Here is a 19,621-nt window from a genome sequence, read left to right on the forward strand (position 1 = left end):
GGCCTAGACATAGATCCTCACATTCAGAGAACTCGTATGTCCGGAATACCCTGCCCAGCATCAGCGACGCCAGATGGGGTCTCCTTGCCGCTTACGGATAACTGGCTCTCAAACCGCGTCTTCAAGTCCTCCGACGATGTTAGAGCGCTGCTGCTCTGCTTGGCTAACCTTACTGCATCGACGCGGAAGATTATGCCGATCGTCCGACACAATGGGCGCAGGAGACCTAATCAGTGACGCGTGATATTAGCTCTTTGGTTTCCGCCCAACTTTGAGGGGTTGAGCTGCTTGCTCATGAGCTGAGGGCACAAGCAAAAATTCCGAGATATCCACCGCCAAGGCGGAGGCGAGCCTGTCGAGCAGGTCAATCGAAACATTATGTCTTGAGCGCTCGAGGTCGCTGATGACGCTCCGGTCGACTGCCGCGTCGACAGCCAAACTTTCCTGCGTCAGGCCTTTGGCAATCCGCAAGTGTCTCAGATTCCAGGCTATGCGAGCGCGAGTGTCCATGAAGCATGGCCACCATCTTGCATTGCATTAATCCATCGGATATATACGACATAATGCGTTTTCTGATGCCCTCTGTCGCGTTATGCTCGTCAGTGCGGTTGGAGGCTTAGATGGAACTGCGCCAACTCTCCTACTTCGTAGCCGTCGCCGAGGAGCTTCACTTTGGCCGTGCTGCCATGCGGGTGAACATTGCGCAGCCGGCGCTGAGCACGCAGGTCCAAGCGCTGGAGAAGGGGCTTGGGGTTCAGCTCTTGACGCGCTCGACCCGCAAGGTTGAACTGACGCGGGCAGGGGAGGTGTTCTACGATCGCTGTGTCAGGATGCTGGGAGAACTGGACCTGTCTGCGGAGATGGCGCGGGCGGCAGGAGGCAGGACTATTCGGGAGATCAGGATTGGCACGATCTATCCGGCAACGACGGGGGTACTCCCGGCGTTCCTCGCTCGGATCGGTCGGAAGTTTCCCGATATCCGCCTGCATGTCTCGAATGGCTCAACTTCGGAGATCATCCGGCAACTGGAGTGCGGCAAGCTGAACCTCGGCTTTATCCGGCCTGTCGAGAACATCGGATCCTTACGCTTCTTCTCGATTGCCCATGAGCGTTATCTGCTGGCAGTGCCGATGGGAAACCCGCTTGCCTCGAGGCACGATGTGACGATCGAGGATCTAAAGGGTGAGAGGATCATCGCTTTCAAGCGGCAGAACCTGTCCTTCACCGAGCGCTATTTTGCAGAGACCTTCGACGAACACGGGCTGAATGACAATGTCGCCTATACCTGTGATGATACCTTCTCGCTGATCTCGCTCGTATCCTCAGGTCTCGGTGTCGGCTTTGCGCCGGAATGGACGGCAGATCTACCGGGCCGGGATGTCGTCTTGAAGAAGGTGACGGGCATAGACCTCAAGATCGGTCTTGGTGTTGCCTGGAGCAAGGATGATCCGACAGCTGCACGGGATGACATCATCGATATTGCCAGGACGCTGGGGCGGCCGGGCAGGTGAGGGGAGTGGGGTATGTCACTTCGTCGACGAGGCTCACTGCCCGTTCGTGCGGAACGCCATGGCCGGGTGAAGTCGGTCCCGCCTGACCCTTTGGGTCGCTTTGCTCAGGCTCCTGCGGCTTCCCTTTGTCCGGCCCTGACGTGGCGAGAATTCCCGCGTTCGCGCCCTGCGGTCGCCGCGATGCTGAACGCTCCGATGTTCTTCATTGTCTGTCCCGGATCTCGCGCAAGCGCGGCTTTGATCCGGGATGGGCAAGACGGTACCGCAGCCAGGCGGTTGCGACACCATTGAGCGCATCAGTATTGACCGCATCGGTGCAAAATTCCTATTTCTTCTCGCCCTGCAAGTCATGCTGTAATTCCATTGAAAACGCCTCCTCGACGTTGAAGACCATGTTGTGGGCGCTGGCAGACAGCAATTCGCTGCTTTTTGGCAGGTAGTCGGCGAATTGATGCGACGTTTCACTCTGACGGAGTGCGCAAATTACTTTGGGGCCGCTCGATAGGGCGCCAATTGAACAAGGGCTGCTTTGAGTCTTGTTTCTGTCGAGGATATGCACTCGCGACCGCATCGGAAAGTCAATACAGACACGCTAAGTTGTGACCGCATAGTTGACACCCCAAAGGCCATACATTAATTGCGGTGCTACAGGTACTCCTCAGCGGTTAGATGTCATGTGATTTCCGTTGGATATATAAATGCGTACCGGATCTGCTTAAGCGAAGATTAGATGACGACTGGACTTCGGCATTGCTATGGCTATAGACGTATTGCAGATTAATTCGGGCGATTTGATTGGGCGTAGATTCAACGGGTACGATCTGCATCCGCACCTGTTGTCACGTGGGATAAGGTCATCTCAACTCGTATATTGGAATAAGCAGTCGGATGCAGATTTCGTCTCTAAGGCGTTCGATTATCCCGGCAATCGCTACGTCACGCGCGGCTTTATGAAGCTAGAGCAGAAGCTCTCGATGCATGCACGCTTGCAACCGCATTCCTGGGCCCTGCCGCTACATAAGCGCTTTAGAGATGCTGATCTCACGCATCTTCACATAATTCATGACGGATGGCTGAGCCTTTCTGCCCTACCTTATCTTGCGCGGCGCAAGCCGACGGTGTGGACATGGCACGATCCGTGGCCAATGACTGGCCACTGCATCTATCCGCTTAGCTGCACGCGCTGGACCCAAGGCTGTGGATCCTGCCCCGACCTCACCTTGCCTTTTGCAATGCTCGAGGACAAGACTGCGGAGCAATATGCATGGAAGAAAAAGATTTACTCTAAAATGAAGGCCGAAATTATTGTCGCTTCAGAATGGATGCGAGCAATGGTTTCAAAATCTCCGATTGCCGAGGGCCTGAAAGTCAACGTCATTCCTTTTGGGCTTGATCTTGATCGCTACAAGCCTGCTGACAGGCAGTCCGCACGGGAACGCCTGGGCATTTTCCCTGGCCGCCCAGTTGTTTTCCTGCGCTCATCGTCCACCCCATACAAGGGGCTTGCAGAATTTGTTAAGGCGGTTGAGCGGCTTGCTCCAGATTTGCAGCTTTGCATTATCTCTCTTCAGGAAATAGGTCACTTTGACAAGTTCATCGGTAAGCACCAGATCATCGAGTTCGGTTGGTCTAATGATGAGGATCTGCTTCTTGACGCCTATGCTGCCTGCGATTTCTTCGCCATGCCCTCCAGAGCTGAGGCGTTTGGTCTGATGGCGATCGAGGCGATGGCGTGTGGCCGGCCGGTTCTCTCTTTTGACGGCACGTCCCTTCCAGGTATCACCTTTGCGCCGGATGCCGGCCTCAGTGTGCCGATGGGTGACATTCAAGCGTTGGCGCGCGCGATCGAATGGCTGGCTCGAAATCCTGAGGATTGCGAGCGTCGGGGTTCTCTCTCTCGCAGCCTTGCCGAGAAGCATTATGACATCCGCGAGCAGGCGAGGCTGACTGCGGACCTCTATGAGCGCGTTCTGTCGCAACATCAAAAGTCAGGACCGGTCACTTAACCGCCGGAGCACGCGCCCATGAAGATACTTCTTCTAACGGATATTCCGCCCTGTGATAACTTCACAGCTGGCTTAGTTCTCTCTGCAATGGTCCGATTGGTCCCGCGGGATGAGATCTGCATTTTTTCGGTCACCAATCCGGCGCTTGATATGCGCCTTGGCGCAGAGTTCGCAAACATTCCGATCGAGATGCATGCAAAGCCTAACGAGAACTGGTCGTGGCTACCCCGTCGCAGGTCCATGCGCGCGTTCTCCGCTGCGGCAGCCTTTGCAGGCGAGAAGTTCATCGAGACGGCCGTTATACCACGCCTGATCCAAAAAGCCGTCAGGTTTGGACGTGACCAGCACGTTGATCGTGTCTGGGCAGTGCTGCAGGGGCAAACAACGATCCGGATGGCTGAGGCAGTGGCACAAAAGCTTGGTGTGCCGCTTTACACCCATGTTTGGGACCCGTTCAGCTGGTGGGCAAAGGCGCACGGGATTGACCGGGTCCACACCCGACGTGTTCAAGCTCAGTTTGACCATGCAATTGCCGCCAGCCGAGGGGTTGCGACAGCCTCGGTGCCGATGGCGGAGCTGTATAAGCGACGGTTTGGTGTGCCTGCCATTCCCGTAATCGCGTCCCACCATAAGTCAATGGCGCAGCAGCCGGCCGTCGAGGCTTCCAGGGATAGGCCTCTGGTGATTGGCATGGCCGGTCAGTTCTATGCCGCCAATGAATGGCTTCAATTGCTACTTGCCCTGCGCTCAGCCGGCTGGCAGATCGCAGGGCGGCCGGTGCGGGCTGTGATCCTCGGGCCTCAGCAGCCGCCAGGCACACCCGATCCTCATGTGTCCTTCCTGGGGTGGAAATCTCAGAGGGATGCGGCATTTATCCTATCCCAATGTGACGTCCTTTATTGTCCTTATCCGTTCGACCCGGGCATGAAGGAGGTTTCCCAGTTTAGTTTCCCAAGTAAGTTGGTCCTATATCTATCGGCTGGTCGGCCCATTGTTTTTCATGGGCCTGATTATTCATCTCCTGCTGAGTATATCAGGAGTCACCATTGTGGTCTTGTCGCCACAACACTTGCCGCAAGTGCAATTTACAATGAACTTGAACGGCTTGTTTCCGATCCTGAGAATTACAGGAAAATGGCTGCGAACGCGCGGACAGCGTTTTTCGAAGATTTCACGCTCGAGTCCATGGATCGGGCCTTCAATACCTTCATCGGAGGCGAAATCCTTGAAGAGGGCGGCGAAGCCCGTCTCCATGATCACCAGAGGAAGAGTGAGCAGGCGGTCATCTATCACTCCGGGCTGACCAATAAGCAGCGGCGACTGACACTGCCTTGGCTCGGACGTCAGGTGCGGGGCTATATCTCGACCGGTCCGCGCAGATTGCTGCAGCGCTGCAAGCCGGTTGTGCGACGGATCGCACTCACCATCCCACGTCTGAATAGTCTTTACCGGGAAATTCATGGCCTATATGCCGAGAAGGCTGCCATGCTGGAGCAAATTGATCGTCTGGAAACCGAGAACGGCCAGCTGAAATCATTGCTTGGGTTGACGCTAAATGATCTCAACGACGTGGAAAAATCGGAAATTGACTTCCCGGCTACCGTAGCCTTGCCGTTCAATGTGTTTCCAAAGCTTGTAGGAGAGATGTATCCAGCAGGCAAAACGCTTGTTTTGGCAGATTTGTCCGGATTGCAGAAGCCGTTAGACTCAGATGTCGATGGGGGAATTTTAAATCCCGCAGGCCCCGGACTCGTTCACTATCTGCACCTGCCAGATGAGGGCGGTTCAAACATTAATTGGACCGATGAATGGCAGCACGCCGTGGAGCAGCTGCCCCGTAACTGTCTCAGTGAAAAGCTGCACCTTGTCATGGCCCACGGACTGGACCGTGTTGCAGTCGAGGGAAGCAGTGCGTTCCGCGTCGCTTTTGCCATAGAGCTGGCCCGTTTGGGATCGTGCCGCGCCATCATTGTCTCGGCTGATGATTGCACCAAATGCTCATGGTTGCAGGAGCATGGCCACCTCGACTATATCACGCTCCCCGTCCAGCAAGACTGAAATCCGGGATTTTGCGCGTGTTTTTGACCGAGACATTTGACACGGGAAAGGCTAATGAATCGGCATGACCATGCATAACGTGAATACGTTGCCGACATCCTCAGCAGCACTATCTAACATTTGGAAAAACCGCAATCTACTGAAGCAGTTGTGGATGCGTGACTTTTCAACCCGTTACAAGAACGGTGTGTTGGGTGTTGCCTGGGCATTGCTTAACCCTTTGATGATGCTCGCCCTCTATTCCTTCGTTTTTGTGTTCGTCTTTAAAATGCGCTGGGGATCAGGTCCGGACACAAAGGGCAATTTCGTAATTCTTCTATTCACAGGTCTTGTCGTTCACGGATTTTTCGCCGAGTTCATTACTCGTGCACCTCAACTTGTAACTGGTAATGCGTCCTATGTGAAGAAGGTCGTGTTTCCGCTTGAGCTTCTTCCTTTGATGCCGTTACTCAGTGCGCTTGTCAATTTTGTTATTGGCATGGCGTTGGTCTGCTTGTTGCTCGTTTATCTTCAGGGAAGCGTGCCGTTCACCATCGTTTTTCTTCCATTGGTCGTTGCGCCATATGCTTTGATGGTTCTTGGACTTAGTTATTTTTTTGCCGCGACCGGTGTTTTTGTGCGCGACCTCACGCATGTTGTTGGAATTGTTTCAACCATCGCGATGTTTGCCTCTCCCGTGCTGTTCCCGCTCGAAAACGTCCCGGAAGATTTTCGCATTTATCTATATGCGAATCCTTTGACCGTTATCGTCGAGCAGCTGCGGGACGTATCTATCCTCGGCAATGCGCCGGATTGGTGGAGCCTACTGATTTATACAGCTGCTGCTGCGGTCGTTTTTGCGATTGGGTTCTCGTGGTTTCAAGCTACGCGCAAGGGTTTCGCCGATGTCCTCTGAAGCGGTGATCGAAGCGAAAAACATCAGCAAGGTCTATCTGCTGTATAACAAGTCGGAAGATCGTCTGAAGCAGATGCTTGTCCCGCGTGTGAAACGGCTGCTAGCACCTGTGCTGGGCAAATTGATGCCTCGTCTGCGTCAGGACACCCCGCGGTTTCGTGAGTTCTGGGCGCTTCGGGATGTTTCCGTTAGCCTTATGCCAGGCGAGACGCTGGGGATCATCGGACAGAACGGATCTGGCAAGTCTACTCTGCTGCAGATTATCTGTGGCACCCTCTCGCCCTCCTCAGGCGCCGCTTACAGCCGCGGCCGTGTAGCTGCACTGCTTGAACTTGGAGCCGGGTTCAATCCTGACTTCACGGGCAGAGAAAACGTTTACCTCAATGCCGCCATCTATGGTCTATCAAGGGCCGAGATCGATCAGCGGATGGACGCAATCATTGAGTTTGCAGAGATCGGCGAGCACATCGATCAACCGGTAAAAACCTATTCGAGCGGCATGTTCGTGCGTCTCGCTTTCAGTGTTATTGCCAATGTTGATGCAGAAGTTCTCGTGATAGATGAGGCGCTCGCGGTCGGTGATGCCTACTTCCAGCAAAAGTGCATGCGTTTCCTGCGCAAATTCCAAGAGCGCGGCTCCATCTTCTTTGTAAGCCATGACACCGGCGCGATGATGAGCTTCTGCGATCGTGTTGTTTGGCTGCAGAACGGTACCGTTCGTGCGCAAGGCGATCCAAAACAGGTGTGTGAGGAGTATCTGGCCTTCCTCTATCAGAAGCATACAGGTGTTGAGCTAGACATCCCTTCGGCTGTTTCCTCCGCGGCTGCCGTTTCGACGGACGTTCAGCTGGAGACTGATGCTGACCTCGGAGGAATTGAGGCTGCCCGCACCGAATGGGGGCAGTCCGAGCTCCTGCCGCCGGCAAATGATCGTGGGTTTGGCGATATGGCCGCAGAGATTACGGGCTGTCAGCTGGTTGGTGAGCGTGGACAGATTTTGCAAGTCGTAACAGGAGGCGAGGCCTGCGAGATTGCGTGTAATTTCAAGGCAAACTTAGATGTCTCCTCCGTAATTGCTGGCTTTATAGTAAAAGATCGTCTTGGGCAGTACATTTTCGGAGAGAACACCTTTGAAGGGACGGCATATTCACCTGTGAATATGCACTCTCAAAGTGTTGGTGAAGCTCGCTTCAAGTTCGTGATGCCGACTTTGGCCCCAGGAACTTACACAGTCGTGTTGGCGATTGCGGGCGGAACTCTTGAAGATCATGTGCAACATCACTGGCTTCATGAGGCAATTGTCTTTCAGTCTCAATCAGACATAAACACAGGCGTCCTTCTAAAGATTCCGGTTGAATCAACGATAAAGGCAGCCTTGCCTTGACGGTGCCTAAGTTATGGTGAGTCTAATGCAGAAAGACCTCAATAGAATCAATGGAAACGATGACAAAGACACTTTATAATGACGTGCAGTCTCTCTTGGATGCAATCGACGAGATTGTTGTCGAGACTGATATTGCGCTCGACGTCGGTTGCGGCATCGTACCCATGAATTATTTCAGGCCTAAGCTGCATATTATGGTAGAGCCGTGGGAGGAATACTCAAATATTCTGAGGGAACGTCATTCAGACGACAAGAGCGTCCTCATACTGAGGTTAGGGGCTCTTGAAGCTCTTGGCGCCTTTCACGATAAGTCGATCGACAGTATCTTCCTATTGGACGTCATCGAACACCTGGACAAGGATGTCGGCTTCAAGGTCATTTCCGAACTCGAGCGAGTGGCCGCGCGTCAGGTTGTGATATTCACACCGCTAGGCTTTATGCCACAGCATGTGGAGGCAGGGGAGCCGGATGCTTGGGGTCTTTCTGGTGGGGAGATGCAGGAGCATAAGTCTGGTTGGTTGCCAGAAGATTTTGGCGACGGCTGGGAGTTTCATATATGCGAGACATATCACAGCAAGAATTTTCGCGGCGATCCTCTGGAAAAAGTATACGGAGCATTTTTTGCTGTCCGTAATGTGGAAGACACGAAATTTGTCGGCTCCCTGTCGCTTTCGGATATCAGACGCCCCCTGCCGTCTGAAATTGCCTTGTTGAAGCTACAAGATAGCATGGTCGAGTTGAAAAGTAGAAATGCGTTCCTCGAGGAACAGCAGGCAAAAGTCGGGGCTTCGATAACTGAGATCGAAACCGCGAGAACGCAGATTGAGGCCGAGAAGGCCAAGGTGCAGGCCGAGAAGGCAAGGGTCCAGGCCGAAAGTATGGAAGTAAAGGAAATTACGGGCACATGGGCATTTAAGATTGTCCGTAAACTTACGAGCGGTTTGAGACGATAACCGAGGCGGGATTGGTGCGCGCAGCAGTAACAACCGTTGTTCGTGATGCCAGTCACCTGGGCGGCGGCATGATGAGTGTCGCCAACTCTCTTCATGCAGGTCTACTGTCAGAAGGCGTGGCTGCTCATTTCGTCAGCGGCAATTCAATCACTAATGCCGCCGCGGGAATTCACGATGTGGGTTTCAGCGGGCAGAGGCTACGGCAATTGCCAGCCAGCGTGATGAACTCTGTCGTTCATATTCACGGGCTCTGGACACCTTTCGAGTACCGTGCATTTCGGGAAGCTCGCCGCCGTGGCGCAGCGATCGTTATGAGCCCTCATGGCACTCTTGAGCCTTGGGCGTTTGATCACAAGTGGGTCAAGAAGCGTACTGCATGGTGGCTCTACCAGAGGCGCACCATGCAAGCTGCGGACCTGCTCGTGGTCAACTCAGAACAGGAGTCAGCGCGCCTGAGGGAATTGGGACTGACACCGCCAATCGCGATTATTCCCAACGGCGTTGATCTTCAGGGGTTTTCTGCAGAGCTTGCCAACAAGAAGCGGGAAAGGACCATTCTTTTCTTCTCCCGCATTGACCCCAAGAAAGGCATTCCCGACCTTCTTGCGGCCTGGCAGTCTCTTTCTGATCATAAGGGCTACCGTTTGCATATCTGCGGCCACGGTGAAGCAGCGTATGTCGCAGGAATCCAGAAGCAGATCGAAAGCTTGGGATTGGCAAATGTTGTCCTTTTGCCTCCTGTCTTCGGACCTCGCCGATGGGATGTCTTTGCCAGTGCATCGGTTTATGTTTTGCCAAGTTATTCGGAGAACTTTGGTATCACCGTTGCAGAAGCACTCAGCGCCGGGCTTCCCGTGATTACAACAAGAGCGACGCCCTGGAGCAGCCTCCCCGGGGAGGGGGTGGGATGGATCATTGGCAATGATGTCGCAGAGCTTGCGTCAGCCCTGCGCGCGGCCATGGATGTTGAGCCAGTTGCCCTTTCGCGGATGCGCCTGAAGGCGATGGAATATGCCGGTCGACGGTTCGGCTGGGACGCCATTGCCCGTCAATACATTGAAACATACAACTGGATCGCAGCGCCGGAGACGGCCGCACCCTCGTGGGTCATTTCGGATTGAGCATGCGCATCTTAATCGTCACTCAATACTTCTGGCCAGAGTCCTTCATCATCAATGATGTGGCGCGCGCTCTGGCGGTCGAAGGCCACCAAGTGACGGTTGCAACCGGAAAGCCGAATTATCCGGAAGGCCGCATCGCACCGGGTTATTCCAGAAAAGGAACGCTAAGGGAGCTATATGCAGGTGGCATTGAGGTCTTGCGGGTTCCTTTGCGTCCGCGCGGCGATGCAGGAAGCGTTGGCCTTTCATTGAACTACTTGTCCTTCGTTCTCTCCGGGCTTTTGCATTTTCCCAGGATGATGCGCGGCAAGACATTTGATGTGGTCTTGTTTTACGGTCTCTCTCCCCTAACGTCGGCAATTCCAGCCGCATTTATGGCTTGGTGCAAAAAAGCTCATCTTGCCTATTGGGTGCAAGATATCTGGCCGGACAGTTTGGCTGTGACCGGCTTCGTCACCAACCGGTTCATTCTTTCAGCCGTCAGACAGCTTATGCGTATCCTCTATTGGTGTGCAGGAACAATCCTTGTACAATCGGAGGCATTGGCTCGGCCTGTGGCGGAATGTGCTGACCCACGCAAGATTGTATATTTGCCCAACCCGGCACCCGTCGAGCAGACGGAAGATGGGCCCCTTCCGGAACACCTATCCAAGATCTTCGATGACTGTTTTCCTGTTGTTTTCGCAGGTAATCTAGGGCGTGCCCAATCGCTTGAAACAATTGTTGAGGCCGCCCGTCTGTTGCAGCACGAGCCGCGCATCCGGTTCATCATCGCGGGTGCTGGCAGCGAAGCCCAATGGTTGAAGACCAAAGCCGCTAGCGCTGGTCTTGAAAACTTTGTCCTGGTCGGACATGTCGACCGGCTTTTGATGCCGGCCTTCTTCCGCCGCGCCAGCGCTTTGCTGGTTACACTCTCGAATGATCCTGGCATTAGCATGATCGTACCTAGCAAAGTTCAGGCCTACATGCAGGCGGGAAAGCCTATTATAGCTGCGCTTAATGGCGAAGGGGCCCGGATCATCAGGGAAGCAGGCTGTGGACTTGTCGTTGCCTCAGGGGATAGCCGCGGATTGGCGGAATCTATCTTGACCTTGTTCTCTTTGCCCGTCAGGAAGCAGGAGACGATGGGGTCGGCGGGAAAACGGTATTTTGAAAGCCATTTCCACGCCTCTGGCGTAGTCCATCGGCTGATTGCAATTCTTGAGAGCAGAATGGGAGTTCGGCAAAGTGAAAAATGAGAGAACGCTCATTCTGGGCGCAAGTGGAATGCTCGGAAGCGCAGTGCTGCGCGCGCTCCATGGCAGGGTGAATCAGACGGTTCTGGCAACTGTTCGAAATGCCTCATCCTTCAAGCATTTCACACTTGAACAACAGGCTGACATGATTGCCAATGTGGATGTCCTGGACAATGACGCGCTTGTGGCTCTGCTTAACCGTACAAAGCCTGACACCATTATTAATTGTGTCGGGTTGATCAAGCAGCAATCAGCGGCAAAAGATCCGCTGGTTGCGCTCCCGCTGAATGCTTTGTTCCCTCACAAGCTTGCCCGGCTGGCGGCACTTGCTGGTGCCCGTCTGGTGCACATCAGCACGGACTGTGTATTTTCCGGAGCAACAGGGGGCTACACAGAGGAAAGTAAGGCAGATGCTGAGGACCTTTATGGGGTGTCCAAGCACCTTGGTGAAGTGGTCGAGTACGAGAATGCCATTACACTTCGCACTTCGATCATCGGCCGAGAGTTGACGTCGGCTTATTCGCTGGTCGACTGGTTCTTAGCGCAAAACGGCGAGGTCAAGGGCTTCGACCGCGCAATCTTCTCGGGTTTGCCGACCTGTGAGCTGGCGGATGTGATCCGAGACTTTGTAATGCCCAACCCTTCGCTCAAGGGCCTCTATCACGTTTCTGCAAAGCCGATTTCGAAATACGCATTGTTGGAACTCATTGCGGCCGAGTATGGCAAGGACATCAGGATTGTGAGGGATGAGCAGTTTGTAATAGACCGATCGCTCGTATCCACCCGTTTCTCTCAGGCCAGTGGTTATGTGGCACCGACCTGGCCAGAACTCATCAAACGCATGCATGACGCCGATTTCCGCGGAGAAAAATAATATGTTCAATGACAAAACGCTTCTGATCACCGGCGGCACCGGCTCGTTTGGTAATGCCGTTCTTCGTCGTTTCCTTGACACAGATGTCCGTGAAATCCGTATCTTCAGCCGCGACGAGAAAAAGCAGGAGGATATGCGCATCGAGTTGAATAACCCGAAGCTCAAATTCTTCATCGGCGACGTGCGAAATTTCGATAGCATCCGCGATGCTATGACAGGCGTTGATTACGTATTCCATGCGGCGGCGCTAAAGCAGGTACCTTCCTGTGAGTTCTATCCAATGGAAGCGCTGCGTACGAATGTTCTGGGAACAGAGAACGTTATGAACGCCGCTGCAGACCGGGGCGTGAAGCGGGTTGTTTTTCTCAGCACCGACAAGGCTGTCTATCCGATCAACGCTATGGGGATTTCCAAGGCTATGGCGGAGAAGGTCGTGGTCGCGAAGTCACGGATGATGAACGGAGGACCTGTTCTTTGTGCCACGCGCTATGGCAACGTCATGGCGTCCCGCGGTTCGGTTATTCCGTTGTTCATCAAGCAGATCAAGTCTGGCCTGCCGCTGACGATCACCGACCCTACCATGACGCGCTTCCTGATGTCGCTGGAAGATTCCGTTGATCTCGTGATCCATGCCTATGAGAACGGGTCGCAGGGGGATATTTTTGTGCAGAAGGCACCGGCATCAACACTGGAAGACCTGGCTGTCGCACTTAAAGACCTCTTTAATGCCAGCAATCCGATCAAAATTATCGGAACGAGGCATGGTGAAAAGCTCTACGAATCTCTAGTTGCTCGCGAAGAGATGGCAAAGGCAGACGATCTGGGGCGTTATTACCGCATTCCTGCCGACAACAGAGACTTAAACTACAACAAGTTCTTCATCGAAGGCGAACAGAAAATCTCCGAAATTGACGATTATACATCTCATAACACAGAGAGGCTTGACGTTGAAGGCGTCAAGAAGCTGCTTCTGGCGCTCGATTACATCAAGGAAGAACTAGCGTCTTGATTAGTCTTGACGCTGATTAAAAATACAATGCAAGGCTAGCCCGCCGCGCTCAACATGAACAGAGCCGAGATGGGCTCAACTAGACCGATGTGCCATTTGGACATTGAGCCTAGTGTTATCCACCCTGAACGACAGGAAGTTAAATGCTGAAGGTTATGACCCTGGTCGGCACTCGGCCCGAACTCATCAAGATGAGCCGCGTCATCGCCGAGTTCGACGCGCACGTGAACCACGTTCTGGTTCATTCGGGTCAGAACTATGACTACGAGCTGAACCAGGTTTTTTTTGATGACCTGGGTATTCGAAAGCCTGACTATTTCCTTGGGGCGGCTGGTGAAACTGCTGCCAAAACAATCGCGGACGTAATCGCCAAAGCGGATGAGGTGTTCGAAAAGGAACAGCCGGATGCTCTAATGCTCTATGGTGACACGAATACCTGCCTCGCCGTGATTGCTGCAAAACGTCGGAAGATTCCGGTGTTCCATATGGAGGCGGGTAATCGCTGCTTCGATCAGCGTGTTCCCGAAGAACTGAACCGAAAGGTCTTGGATCACCTGAGCGATATCAACCTCGTCCTTACCGAGCATGCGCGCCGATATCTACTTGCGGAAGGCGTCAGACCCGAGACGATTATCAAGAGCGGCTCGCACATGCAGGAAGTGCTGTCGTATTACATGCCAAAGATAGTTGAATCTGACGTGCTGACCCGTATGCAGCTGGAAAAGAGCAAATACTTCATCGTCAGTATCCATCGTGAGGAGAATGTTGATACACGGGAGAATCTGTGGAATCTCGTAAAGACGCTTCAGGCGCTGGCCGACCGTTATGGGCTACCGGTCCTGATTTCGACACACCCGCGTACCCGTAAACGTCTCGATGCACTTGGCGAGACTATTGAACATCCTCTACTGCACTTCATGAAGCCTTTCGGCTTCATCGACTATATCAAGCTTCAGATGTCAGCATTCTGCGTTCTGTCAGATAGCGGCACAATCACCGAGGAAGCTTCATTGCTTAATCTCCCCGCAATCACACTTCGTAATGCGCATGAACGGCCTGAAGGCATGGATGTTGGGACGCTGGTGATGAGTGGTTTGCGTAGTGAACGCGTTCTGGAGGCGGTCGCAGTTGTGACAGCGCAGCAAAACAACATGCACCGCACATTCCGTCCTGTGGAGGACTACGAAGCCGGGCCGGTTTCGAAACAAATATTGCGCGTTGTGTTGAGCTATGTTGATTATATCAACAGGACCGTCTGGCGAAAAGACTACGGCTAAGAACCGTTGAAGGGGACAATTAATTTAGGCTTCACACTGCAGTGAAAATGACGAAACACACAGGCCGCTTACTGGCACTAGATTTCATTCGGGCGTCTGCAGTGCTGATGGTCATTGTTCTCCATTCGGCGTCTGGAGCACTTTACCAGATCCAATCTATTCCCCCAGCTGTATGGGCCATGCATAATGGTATAGATTCAGCTGTCCGGATCTGTGTTCCGCTTTTCTTCATGATCAGCGGCTATCTCCTTCTTGAGCCAGCGTCAGCGCGTGAAGGGAACCCGCTTCGCGAAGTTTGTCGACGTCTATCGAAGATCCTCGTCCCGTTGTTTTTCTGGAGCCTTTTGTATCAATTCTATGTAACCTACAATGCCGGAGGCATGTTCGATTATCTGTTTATCCTTAAATTTTTTAAAAGTATTTTTCAAGGGGCCGTAGTTTACCATCTGTGGTTTCTTTATGAGATGGCGATCGTTTACCTTCTTGTGCCAGTTTTGCGCCCACTTGTAAGGGAAAATGATGTGCCTGCAGTTTATTTTTGCAGTCTTTGGCTTTTTCTTTCTTCGTTACAATTTTTGGCTTTCGTGTTAGAGTGGAACTATCCTTTCAGTGGGCATATAAACCTTGGCAATTTGGGCTTCTTTGTCGCGGGGTATCTTGTTAGAAGACGGCTTTATAACCCGCGAGCCAAAACGCTGATTACTGCCGCTCTGTGCTATGTGGCGGCCGCCTTTTTAACTGCATTGTGGACATCGCAAGCCAGCTACAGTGCAGCGCGTTATGTAGAGTTTTTCCACGTATATAGCACCCCAAATGTCGCCATTATGAGCATTTCTGCTTTTGTATTGCTTATGCGCATCGGGCAAGAAATTGAAAATTCAAGTTTTGTTATTTTGAAACAACTGATTAAAAGTGTTTCTGCTTGCAGTTTTGGGATATATTTTGTCCATGTTTTGGTTCTGGAGAGGATGAACTATAATATACTTGGGAAAGCTGCAGCCACGTCGTATGGCGCGGCTGTGAATATCGGCTTGACTGTATTGGTTTGTTTTCTGGTCTGCTGGGCGATTGTCTGGTGTCTGCGCCTTTTCAAGTTTACAAAATGGATGGCACCTTGACCGTAGCGCAAGGTTGACTAATTCTGCACATCTGAGGTTTTTGCAGCGTAGCGGGTGACATAATGTCAACTGGTTTGCCGAAAACCGTACGACAGATTTTGCCATTCGCGCGTGATAAGCTAGGGTTTGTATCGGCGACACTATCTTGGCAGAACGATTTATGCTTCAACGATGGGCAGGCGTTCTACGATCCAACCTATATGCTCTCGAGTGTGCGTTGCTTCAGGAAACGCCCATATAGCTCCGCGGAGCAGCACTACGGCAAGTGCCAGCGTTGCAATTACCCTCCAAGGCTTCATGTTCAGCTCCTGTCATTTGGACCATAGGGATAAAGTCGATAATCGCCGAACATGGTAAAGTTGAGGTTAATTCAGGATGATCTATAATGGTCTCCTGTGACTGTTCTGCTTAGGCCATCAATAACGCTGAACGGAGGCTCCCATCCTAGCTTCTGTGTGGTCTCACTCAGGTCGACTTCGAGGTTTTTCGTCAAACGCCGTACGGCCTGCTCTCGCATGAGCGTCTTTCCTGCATAATCGGTTGCGGCTAACGGCATCGGTATGGAACGTAGAGTTCTCCCATAGACTATGATGAGCTGGCTCAGGATTTCGTGGGTCGACAAGGCTTCCTTGTCGCTTGCCAGGAACAGCCGATTGGCGGCGTTGGGGTGGTGGATGGTCACGCGTAGGAGATCGGTCAGATTATCGATGAAGATCATCGACTGTTTGTTGTTGACCTTGGGAAAGACGGATGGGAGGCCGCTCTTTGCCCATTTCATCAACAGTCTCAAGTTGCCGCCGACGTCCGGGCCATAGACCAGAGGGGGGCCGCACGATGGTCACTTCCATGCCAGTAGATTTGCTGAGTTCGAACAGTTCTCGTTCGGCCTCAAACTTCGAAATCGCATAGGGAATGTGAGGGTTTGGCACCGAGACCTAGGTACAGGGCTGCCCGCCTTCCGTCCGCTCGCCAGTCGCCTTGATCGTGCCGACAAATATGAAGCGGCCTAGGCCGGACACTGCTGCTTGTCGCGCGAGGTTCAGCGTCGAATGGTAATTTGCTTCCCGAAAAGCTGTCACTGGATCTAATGCAGTCTCCTTCATCACATGCACTCTTGCAGCCAAGTGAATGATACAGTCCACGCCCTTAGGTGCTGAGACCAGTCAGTATCCGGGCCATAGGAACTTACAGCCTCCGTATCTGGGCGTTCCTCACGAGAAATCGCTCGCACATTCAGTGCGTTGCGGCGTAACGTTTGAACCAGGTTTGAGCCACAAAGCCGGAATACCCCGTCACCATGATCGAGCTCATGGCTGAACATCCACGGTGGTCGATGTCCTGGCGAAGGTCGGTCCTGTCAGTTTACTTTCTGAGTCGATGACTGAAAAAAGGATCTCTCTCGCTGCATTCTCGTCCTCACGCTCCACTGCTTGCGAAAGGCGCTTGAGCGCTGATGGCAGGTCATAATGTCCGATCGCAGACGCATCGGCTCGCAAGATTTTTGGATGCTTGGTTTCCTTCGCATTCTGTCGGTCGTAAAATAGCTCTTCGAACTGTTTTTCGCCGGGGCGCTTGCCGACAACCTCGATCCCGATGCCGGGATCCTCTGTTCCTGGTCGGCGGATATTGAAGCCAGCAAGCCTAATCATATTCTCGGCCAGGTCGCCGATCCTGATCGGTTCGCCCATATCGAGCAGGAAGACGTCGCCGCCAGACGACAAGGCTCCGGCCTGGACAATCAGCTCTGCCGCCTCCGGTATGGACATGAAATAGCGGGTCATATCCGGGTCGGTAACCGTGATCGGTCCACCTTTGGCTATCTGCTGCTTGAACAGCGGTACGACAGAGCCGTTCGAGCCGATGACATTGCCAAAGCGCACGGCACAGAAGGTCTGACCACCCACTTTGTTCTCTGTCTCTGTCGACATGTGTCTGACGATCAACTCGGCCCAGCGCTTCGTCGCACCCATCACATTGGTCGGGCGGACGGCCTTGTCGGATGATATGAGAACGAAGCTTTCCACGTTTGCGCAGGCAGCAGCTTTGGCAACTGTCAGGGTGCCAAACACATTATTGCGGATGCCCTCCAGTGTATTCGCCTCGAGCAGGGGCACGTGCTTATGAGCCGCTGCATGGTAGACGACGCTCACGCTGTGCGACGAAATTGCTCTTTTCACCAGACGTTCATCTGTCACGGAGCCAAGGATCGGAACAATCTGGCAGCCCGTTTTTTGGGAAAGCTCCTGCTCGATCGAATAGAGAGCGAACTCGTTTGCTTCGAGAAGCACAAGCTTTTCCGGTTTCCAGCCTGATATCAGGCGGCATAGCTCTGATCCAATCGAGCCGCCCGCACCGGTGACCATCACTGTTTTATGCGTAACTGCGTTTGCAAGGAGTTCTCTGTCCGGTGGTACGAAAGATCTGCCGAGCAATTCGTCAATCTCGATTTCTCTGATCTGATTGACGATATAGCGACCGTCAACGATGTCGGACAAGTCCGGGATGCTTCGAACCTTGACGCCAAGGCCCGTGACCCGGGAAACGATCGAGTGTCGTGTTTCCTGCGAAAGCGACGAGAGGTTTAAGACAATCTCGCGGATGCCGTATCGCTTGATAAGGCTTGGCAGCTGATGCCCGGGGAATACGCGGTAGCCTGCAACATCGCGCCCATGGTTTGCCGCATCGTCGTCAACCAAACCCATGACATAGCGGTTGCCATGGCCTTTAAGGGCGCGAGCCAGCAAGGCTGCCGACGGCCCGGTGCCATAGATCAAGATTGGTTCTTCGTCACGCCGCATGCCCGTCCCGACATTCAAGATCCATTTTGCAGCGAAGCGGGAACTGCCGATGATGATTGTTCCAAGCATGAAGTAGAGAAGCGGCACAGAACGCGGAACGATGCCTTGGCCTGCCATTTCAAGGAGAAAGACGACAATGACCCAACTCATCGTGGCAATCGCCATCGCCATGATGATCGTCCAGATGGCAGCCTCCGGCAAATAGCGGATGACCGACCGATAGAGGCCAAGACGAACAAAAATAGGGATAGCCACGACTGGCGCGAAAAACGCTAGAAGAAGTCTTTCGGATGTAAGCGCAGGGGTCCATTCAGACAAGCGAAGCGCGTAAGCTCCCCAAAGGGCGACCAGAAGCAAAATCATGTCGAGAGACACAAGAAAGACGCGTTTCCAGCTGCGTGGGGTTCGGACAATCCTGTCTCTCAACGCACGAACGAGTGGATGTTCCGGCAGGTGAATTTTCCGCATGTCTTTTTACTACTTCCAAGGAGAAGGCTTTTCAGTGAGAGACACCTTTAAAGCCTAGAACCTTAACACTTGTCAGGGCGATAATCTTTAGATCAAACAGAAAGCTGGATCTACGCATATAGTCCACGTCATACGCAACTTTCTCTGGTATCGCGAGTTCGTCGCGACCATTCACCTGTGCCCATCCGGTGAGCCCAGGCAAAAGCTGGTGCACACCTTGAAGCGTTCGTGCGGCAATGAGGTCGTCCTGGTTGAAGAGTGCAGGCCGCGGGCCGACAAGGCTCATTTCTCCGATGAGAACGCACCATAACTGAGGCAGCTCGTCCAAACTTGTCTTGCGTAGAAAGCCGCCGATCGGGGTCAGATGACGAGATGGGTCATGCAGCAAGTGCGTTGCAACGACTGGCGTGTTGGTCCGCATGGTTCGGAACTTTGGCATCAGGAAAAGTTCGTTATCTCTCCCCACTCTTTTCGACCAATACAGTGCTGGGCCGCGAGAGGTTACTCGCACAGCAACGGCTATCACAACCATTGGCACTGAGAACACGAGTAGCGCTGCAATTGAGGCCAGCATGTCAATAATTCGCTTTGCAGTCATATTAGGTCCGATCGTACCGAGGCTCCTATCCAGGGTCCAACTCTGTGCTACTCCACCGTGACGGACTTGGCCAAGTTGCGCGGCTGGTCGACGTCCGTGCCCATGAAGACAGCCGTATGATATGCGAGAAGCTGGATCGGGATGGAATACACCATCGGCGAAATGATCTCGGCGACGACGGGCAGCACGATGGTTGCCATGGTCTCAAGCTTCGAGGCGGCAGCGCCCTTCTCGTCGGTGATGAAGATGATCTTGCCGCCGCGGGCGGCCACCTCCTGCATGTTCGACACGGTCTTCTCGAAGAAGCGGTCGAAGG

17 protein-coding genes are annotated in these 19,621 nt (G+C 53.2%); 12 read left to right on the top strand and 5 right to left on the bottom strand.

All coding sequences use genetic code 11. The annotated features are described in order from the left end of the window. Positions 1-246: 246 nt before the first annotated feature. Positions 247-510 carry a helix-turn-helix domain-containing protein gene (locus BW978_RS22735; RefSeq protein ID WP_076398504.1) on the bottom strand — a complete coding sequence of 88 codons (264 nt, stop codon included), beginning with the start codon at positions 508-510 and terminating at the stop codon, positions 247-249. Positions 511-620: 110 nt separating this feature from the next. On the opposite strand from BW978_RS22735, the gene BW978_RS22740 reads away from it, so the two are divergent. The 12 genes from BW978_RS22740 (at position 621) to BW978_RS22795 (ending at position 15,441) form a co-directional block, all read left to right on the top strand. Next, on the top strand, positions 621-1,511 hold the full coding sequence (locus tag BW978_RS22740; RefSeq protein WP_076398507.1) for a LysR family transcriptional regulator: 891 nt from the start codon (positions 621-623) through the stop codon (positions 1,509-1,511). A 755-nt stretch (positions 1,512-2,266) separates the two neighbouring features. Next, positions 2,267-3,517 (top strand): glycosyltransferase family 4 protein, encoded by a 1,251-nt coding sequence (locus BW978_RS22745; RefSeq protein WP_076398509.1) that lies wholly within the window; start codon positions 2,267-2,269, stop codon positions 3,515-3,517. 18 nt (positions 3,518-3,535) lie between these two features. Continuing rightward, positions 3,536-5,575 carry a glycosyltransferase family protein gene (locus tag BW978_RS22750; RefSeq protein WP_076398511.1) on the top strand — a complete coding sequence of 680 codons (2,040 nt, stop codon included), beginning with the start codon at positions 3,536-3,538 and terminating at the stop codon, positions 5,573-5,575. Positions 5,576-5,639: 64 nt separating this feature from the next. Beyond that, the gene (locus BW978_RS22755) at positions 5,640-6,470 is read left to right on the top strand and encodes an ABC transporter permease (protein ID WP_210217002.1); all 831 of its coding nucleotides are present in this window, start codon (positions 5,640-5,642) and stop codon (positions 6,468-6,470) included. Further along, positions 6,460-7,854, top strand: a complete 1,395-nt coding sequence (locus BW978_RS22760; RefSeq protein WP_076398514.1) for an ABC transporter ATP-binding protein — start codon at positions 6,460-6,462, stop codon at positions 7,852-7,854. The genes BW978_RS22755 and BW978_RS22760 overlap by 11 nt, the downstream gene beginning before the upstream one ends. A 59-nt stretch (positions 7,855-7,913) precedes the next feature. Next, entirely contained in the window at positions 7,914-8,807 is an 894-nt protein-coding gene (locus BW978_RS22765; protein ID WP_175616933.1) for a class I SAM-dependent methyltransferase, read from the top strand. A gap of 14 nt (positions 8,808-8,821) precedes the next feature. Next, positions 8,822-9,928 carry a glycosyltransferase gene (locus BW978_RS22770; RefSeq protein WP_244552039.1) on the top strand — a complete coding sequence of 369 codons (1,107 nt, stop codon included), beginning with the start codon at positions 8,822-8,824 and terminating at the stop codon, positions 9,926-9,928. A gap of 2 nt (positions 9,929-9,930) precedes the next feature. Continuing rightward, positions 9,931-11,166 (top strand): glycosyltransferase family 4 protein, encoded by a 1,236-nt coding sequence (locus BW978_RS22775; RefSeq protein WP_076398521.1) that lies wholly within the window; start codon positions 9,931-9,933, stop codon positions 11,164-11,166. Then, on the top strand, positions 11,156-12,037 hold the full coding sequence (locus tag BW978_RS22780; protein ID WP_244552038.1) for a dTDP-4-dehydrorhamnose reductase family protein: 882 nt from the start codon (positions 11,156-11,158) through the stop codon (positions 12,035-12,037). Before BW978_RS22775 ends, BW978_RS22780 begins: the two co-directional genes overlap by 11 nt. A gap of 1 nt (position 12,038) precedes the next feature. Continuing rightward, complete coding sequence (locus BW978_RS22785; RefSeq protein WP_076398527.1) at positions 12,039-13,046, top strand: polysaccharide biosynthesis protein; 1,008 nt, start codon at positions 12,039-12,041, stop codon at positions 13,044-13,046. 143 nt (positions 13,047-13,189) lie between these two features. After that, on the top strand, positions 13,190-14,323 hold the full coding sequence (wecB, locus tag BW978_RS22790; RefSeq protein WP_076398529.1) for a non-hydrolyzing UDP-N-acetylglucosamine 2-epimerase: 1,134 nt from the start codon (positions 13,190-13,192) through the stop codon (positions 14,321-14,323). Between the two features lie 47 nt (positions 14,324-14,370). Further along, positions 14,371-15,441 (top strand): acyltransferase, encoded by a 1,071-nt coding sequence (locus BW978_RS22795; protein WP_076398531.1) that lies wholly within the window; start codon positions 14,371-14,373, stop codon positions 15,439-15,441. Positions 15,442-15,811: 370 nt separating this feature from the next. On the opposite strand, the gene BW978_RS23220 is transcribed toward BW978_RS22795, so the two are convergent. From BW978_RS23220 to BW978_RS22815, 4 genes are all read right to left on the bottom strand, one after another. Further along, positions 15,812-16,219 (bottom strand): Rossmann-fold NAD(P)-binding domain-containing protein, encoded by a 408-nt coding sequence (locus BW978_RS23220; RefSeq protein WP_083697694.1) that lies wholly within the window; start codon positions 16,217-16,219, stop codon positions 15,812-15,814. Between the two features lie 529 nt (positions 16,220-16,748). Next, the gene (locus tag BW978_RS22805) at positions 16,749-18,707 is read right to left on the bottom strand and encodes a polysaccharide biosynthesis protein (protein WP_083697695.1); all 1,959 of its coding nucleotides are present in this window, start codon (positions 18,705-18,707) and stop codon (positions 16,749-16,751) included. 31 nt (positions 18,708-18,738) lie between these two features. Beyond that, on the bottom strand, positions 18,739-19,305 hold the full coding sequence (locus tag BW978_RS22810; RefSeq protein ID WP_076398534.1) for a sugar transferase: 567 nt from the start codon (positions 19,303-19,305) through the stop codon (positions 18,739-18,741). Between the two features lie 47 nt (positions 19,306-19,352). Continuing rightward, positions 19,353-19,621: SIS domain-containing protein (locus BW978_RS22815; protein WP_139330647.1), on the bottom strand; the 269-nt coding region annotated here is incomplete at its 5' end.

It is taken from the genome of Rhizobium sp. RU33A, from assembly GCF_900156055.1.
Lineage (GTDB): Bacteria > Pseudomonadota > Alphaproteobacteria > Rhizobiales > Rhizobiaceae > Allorhizobium.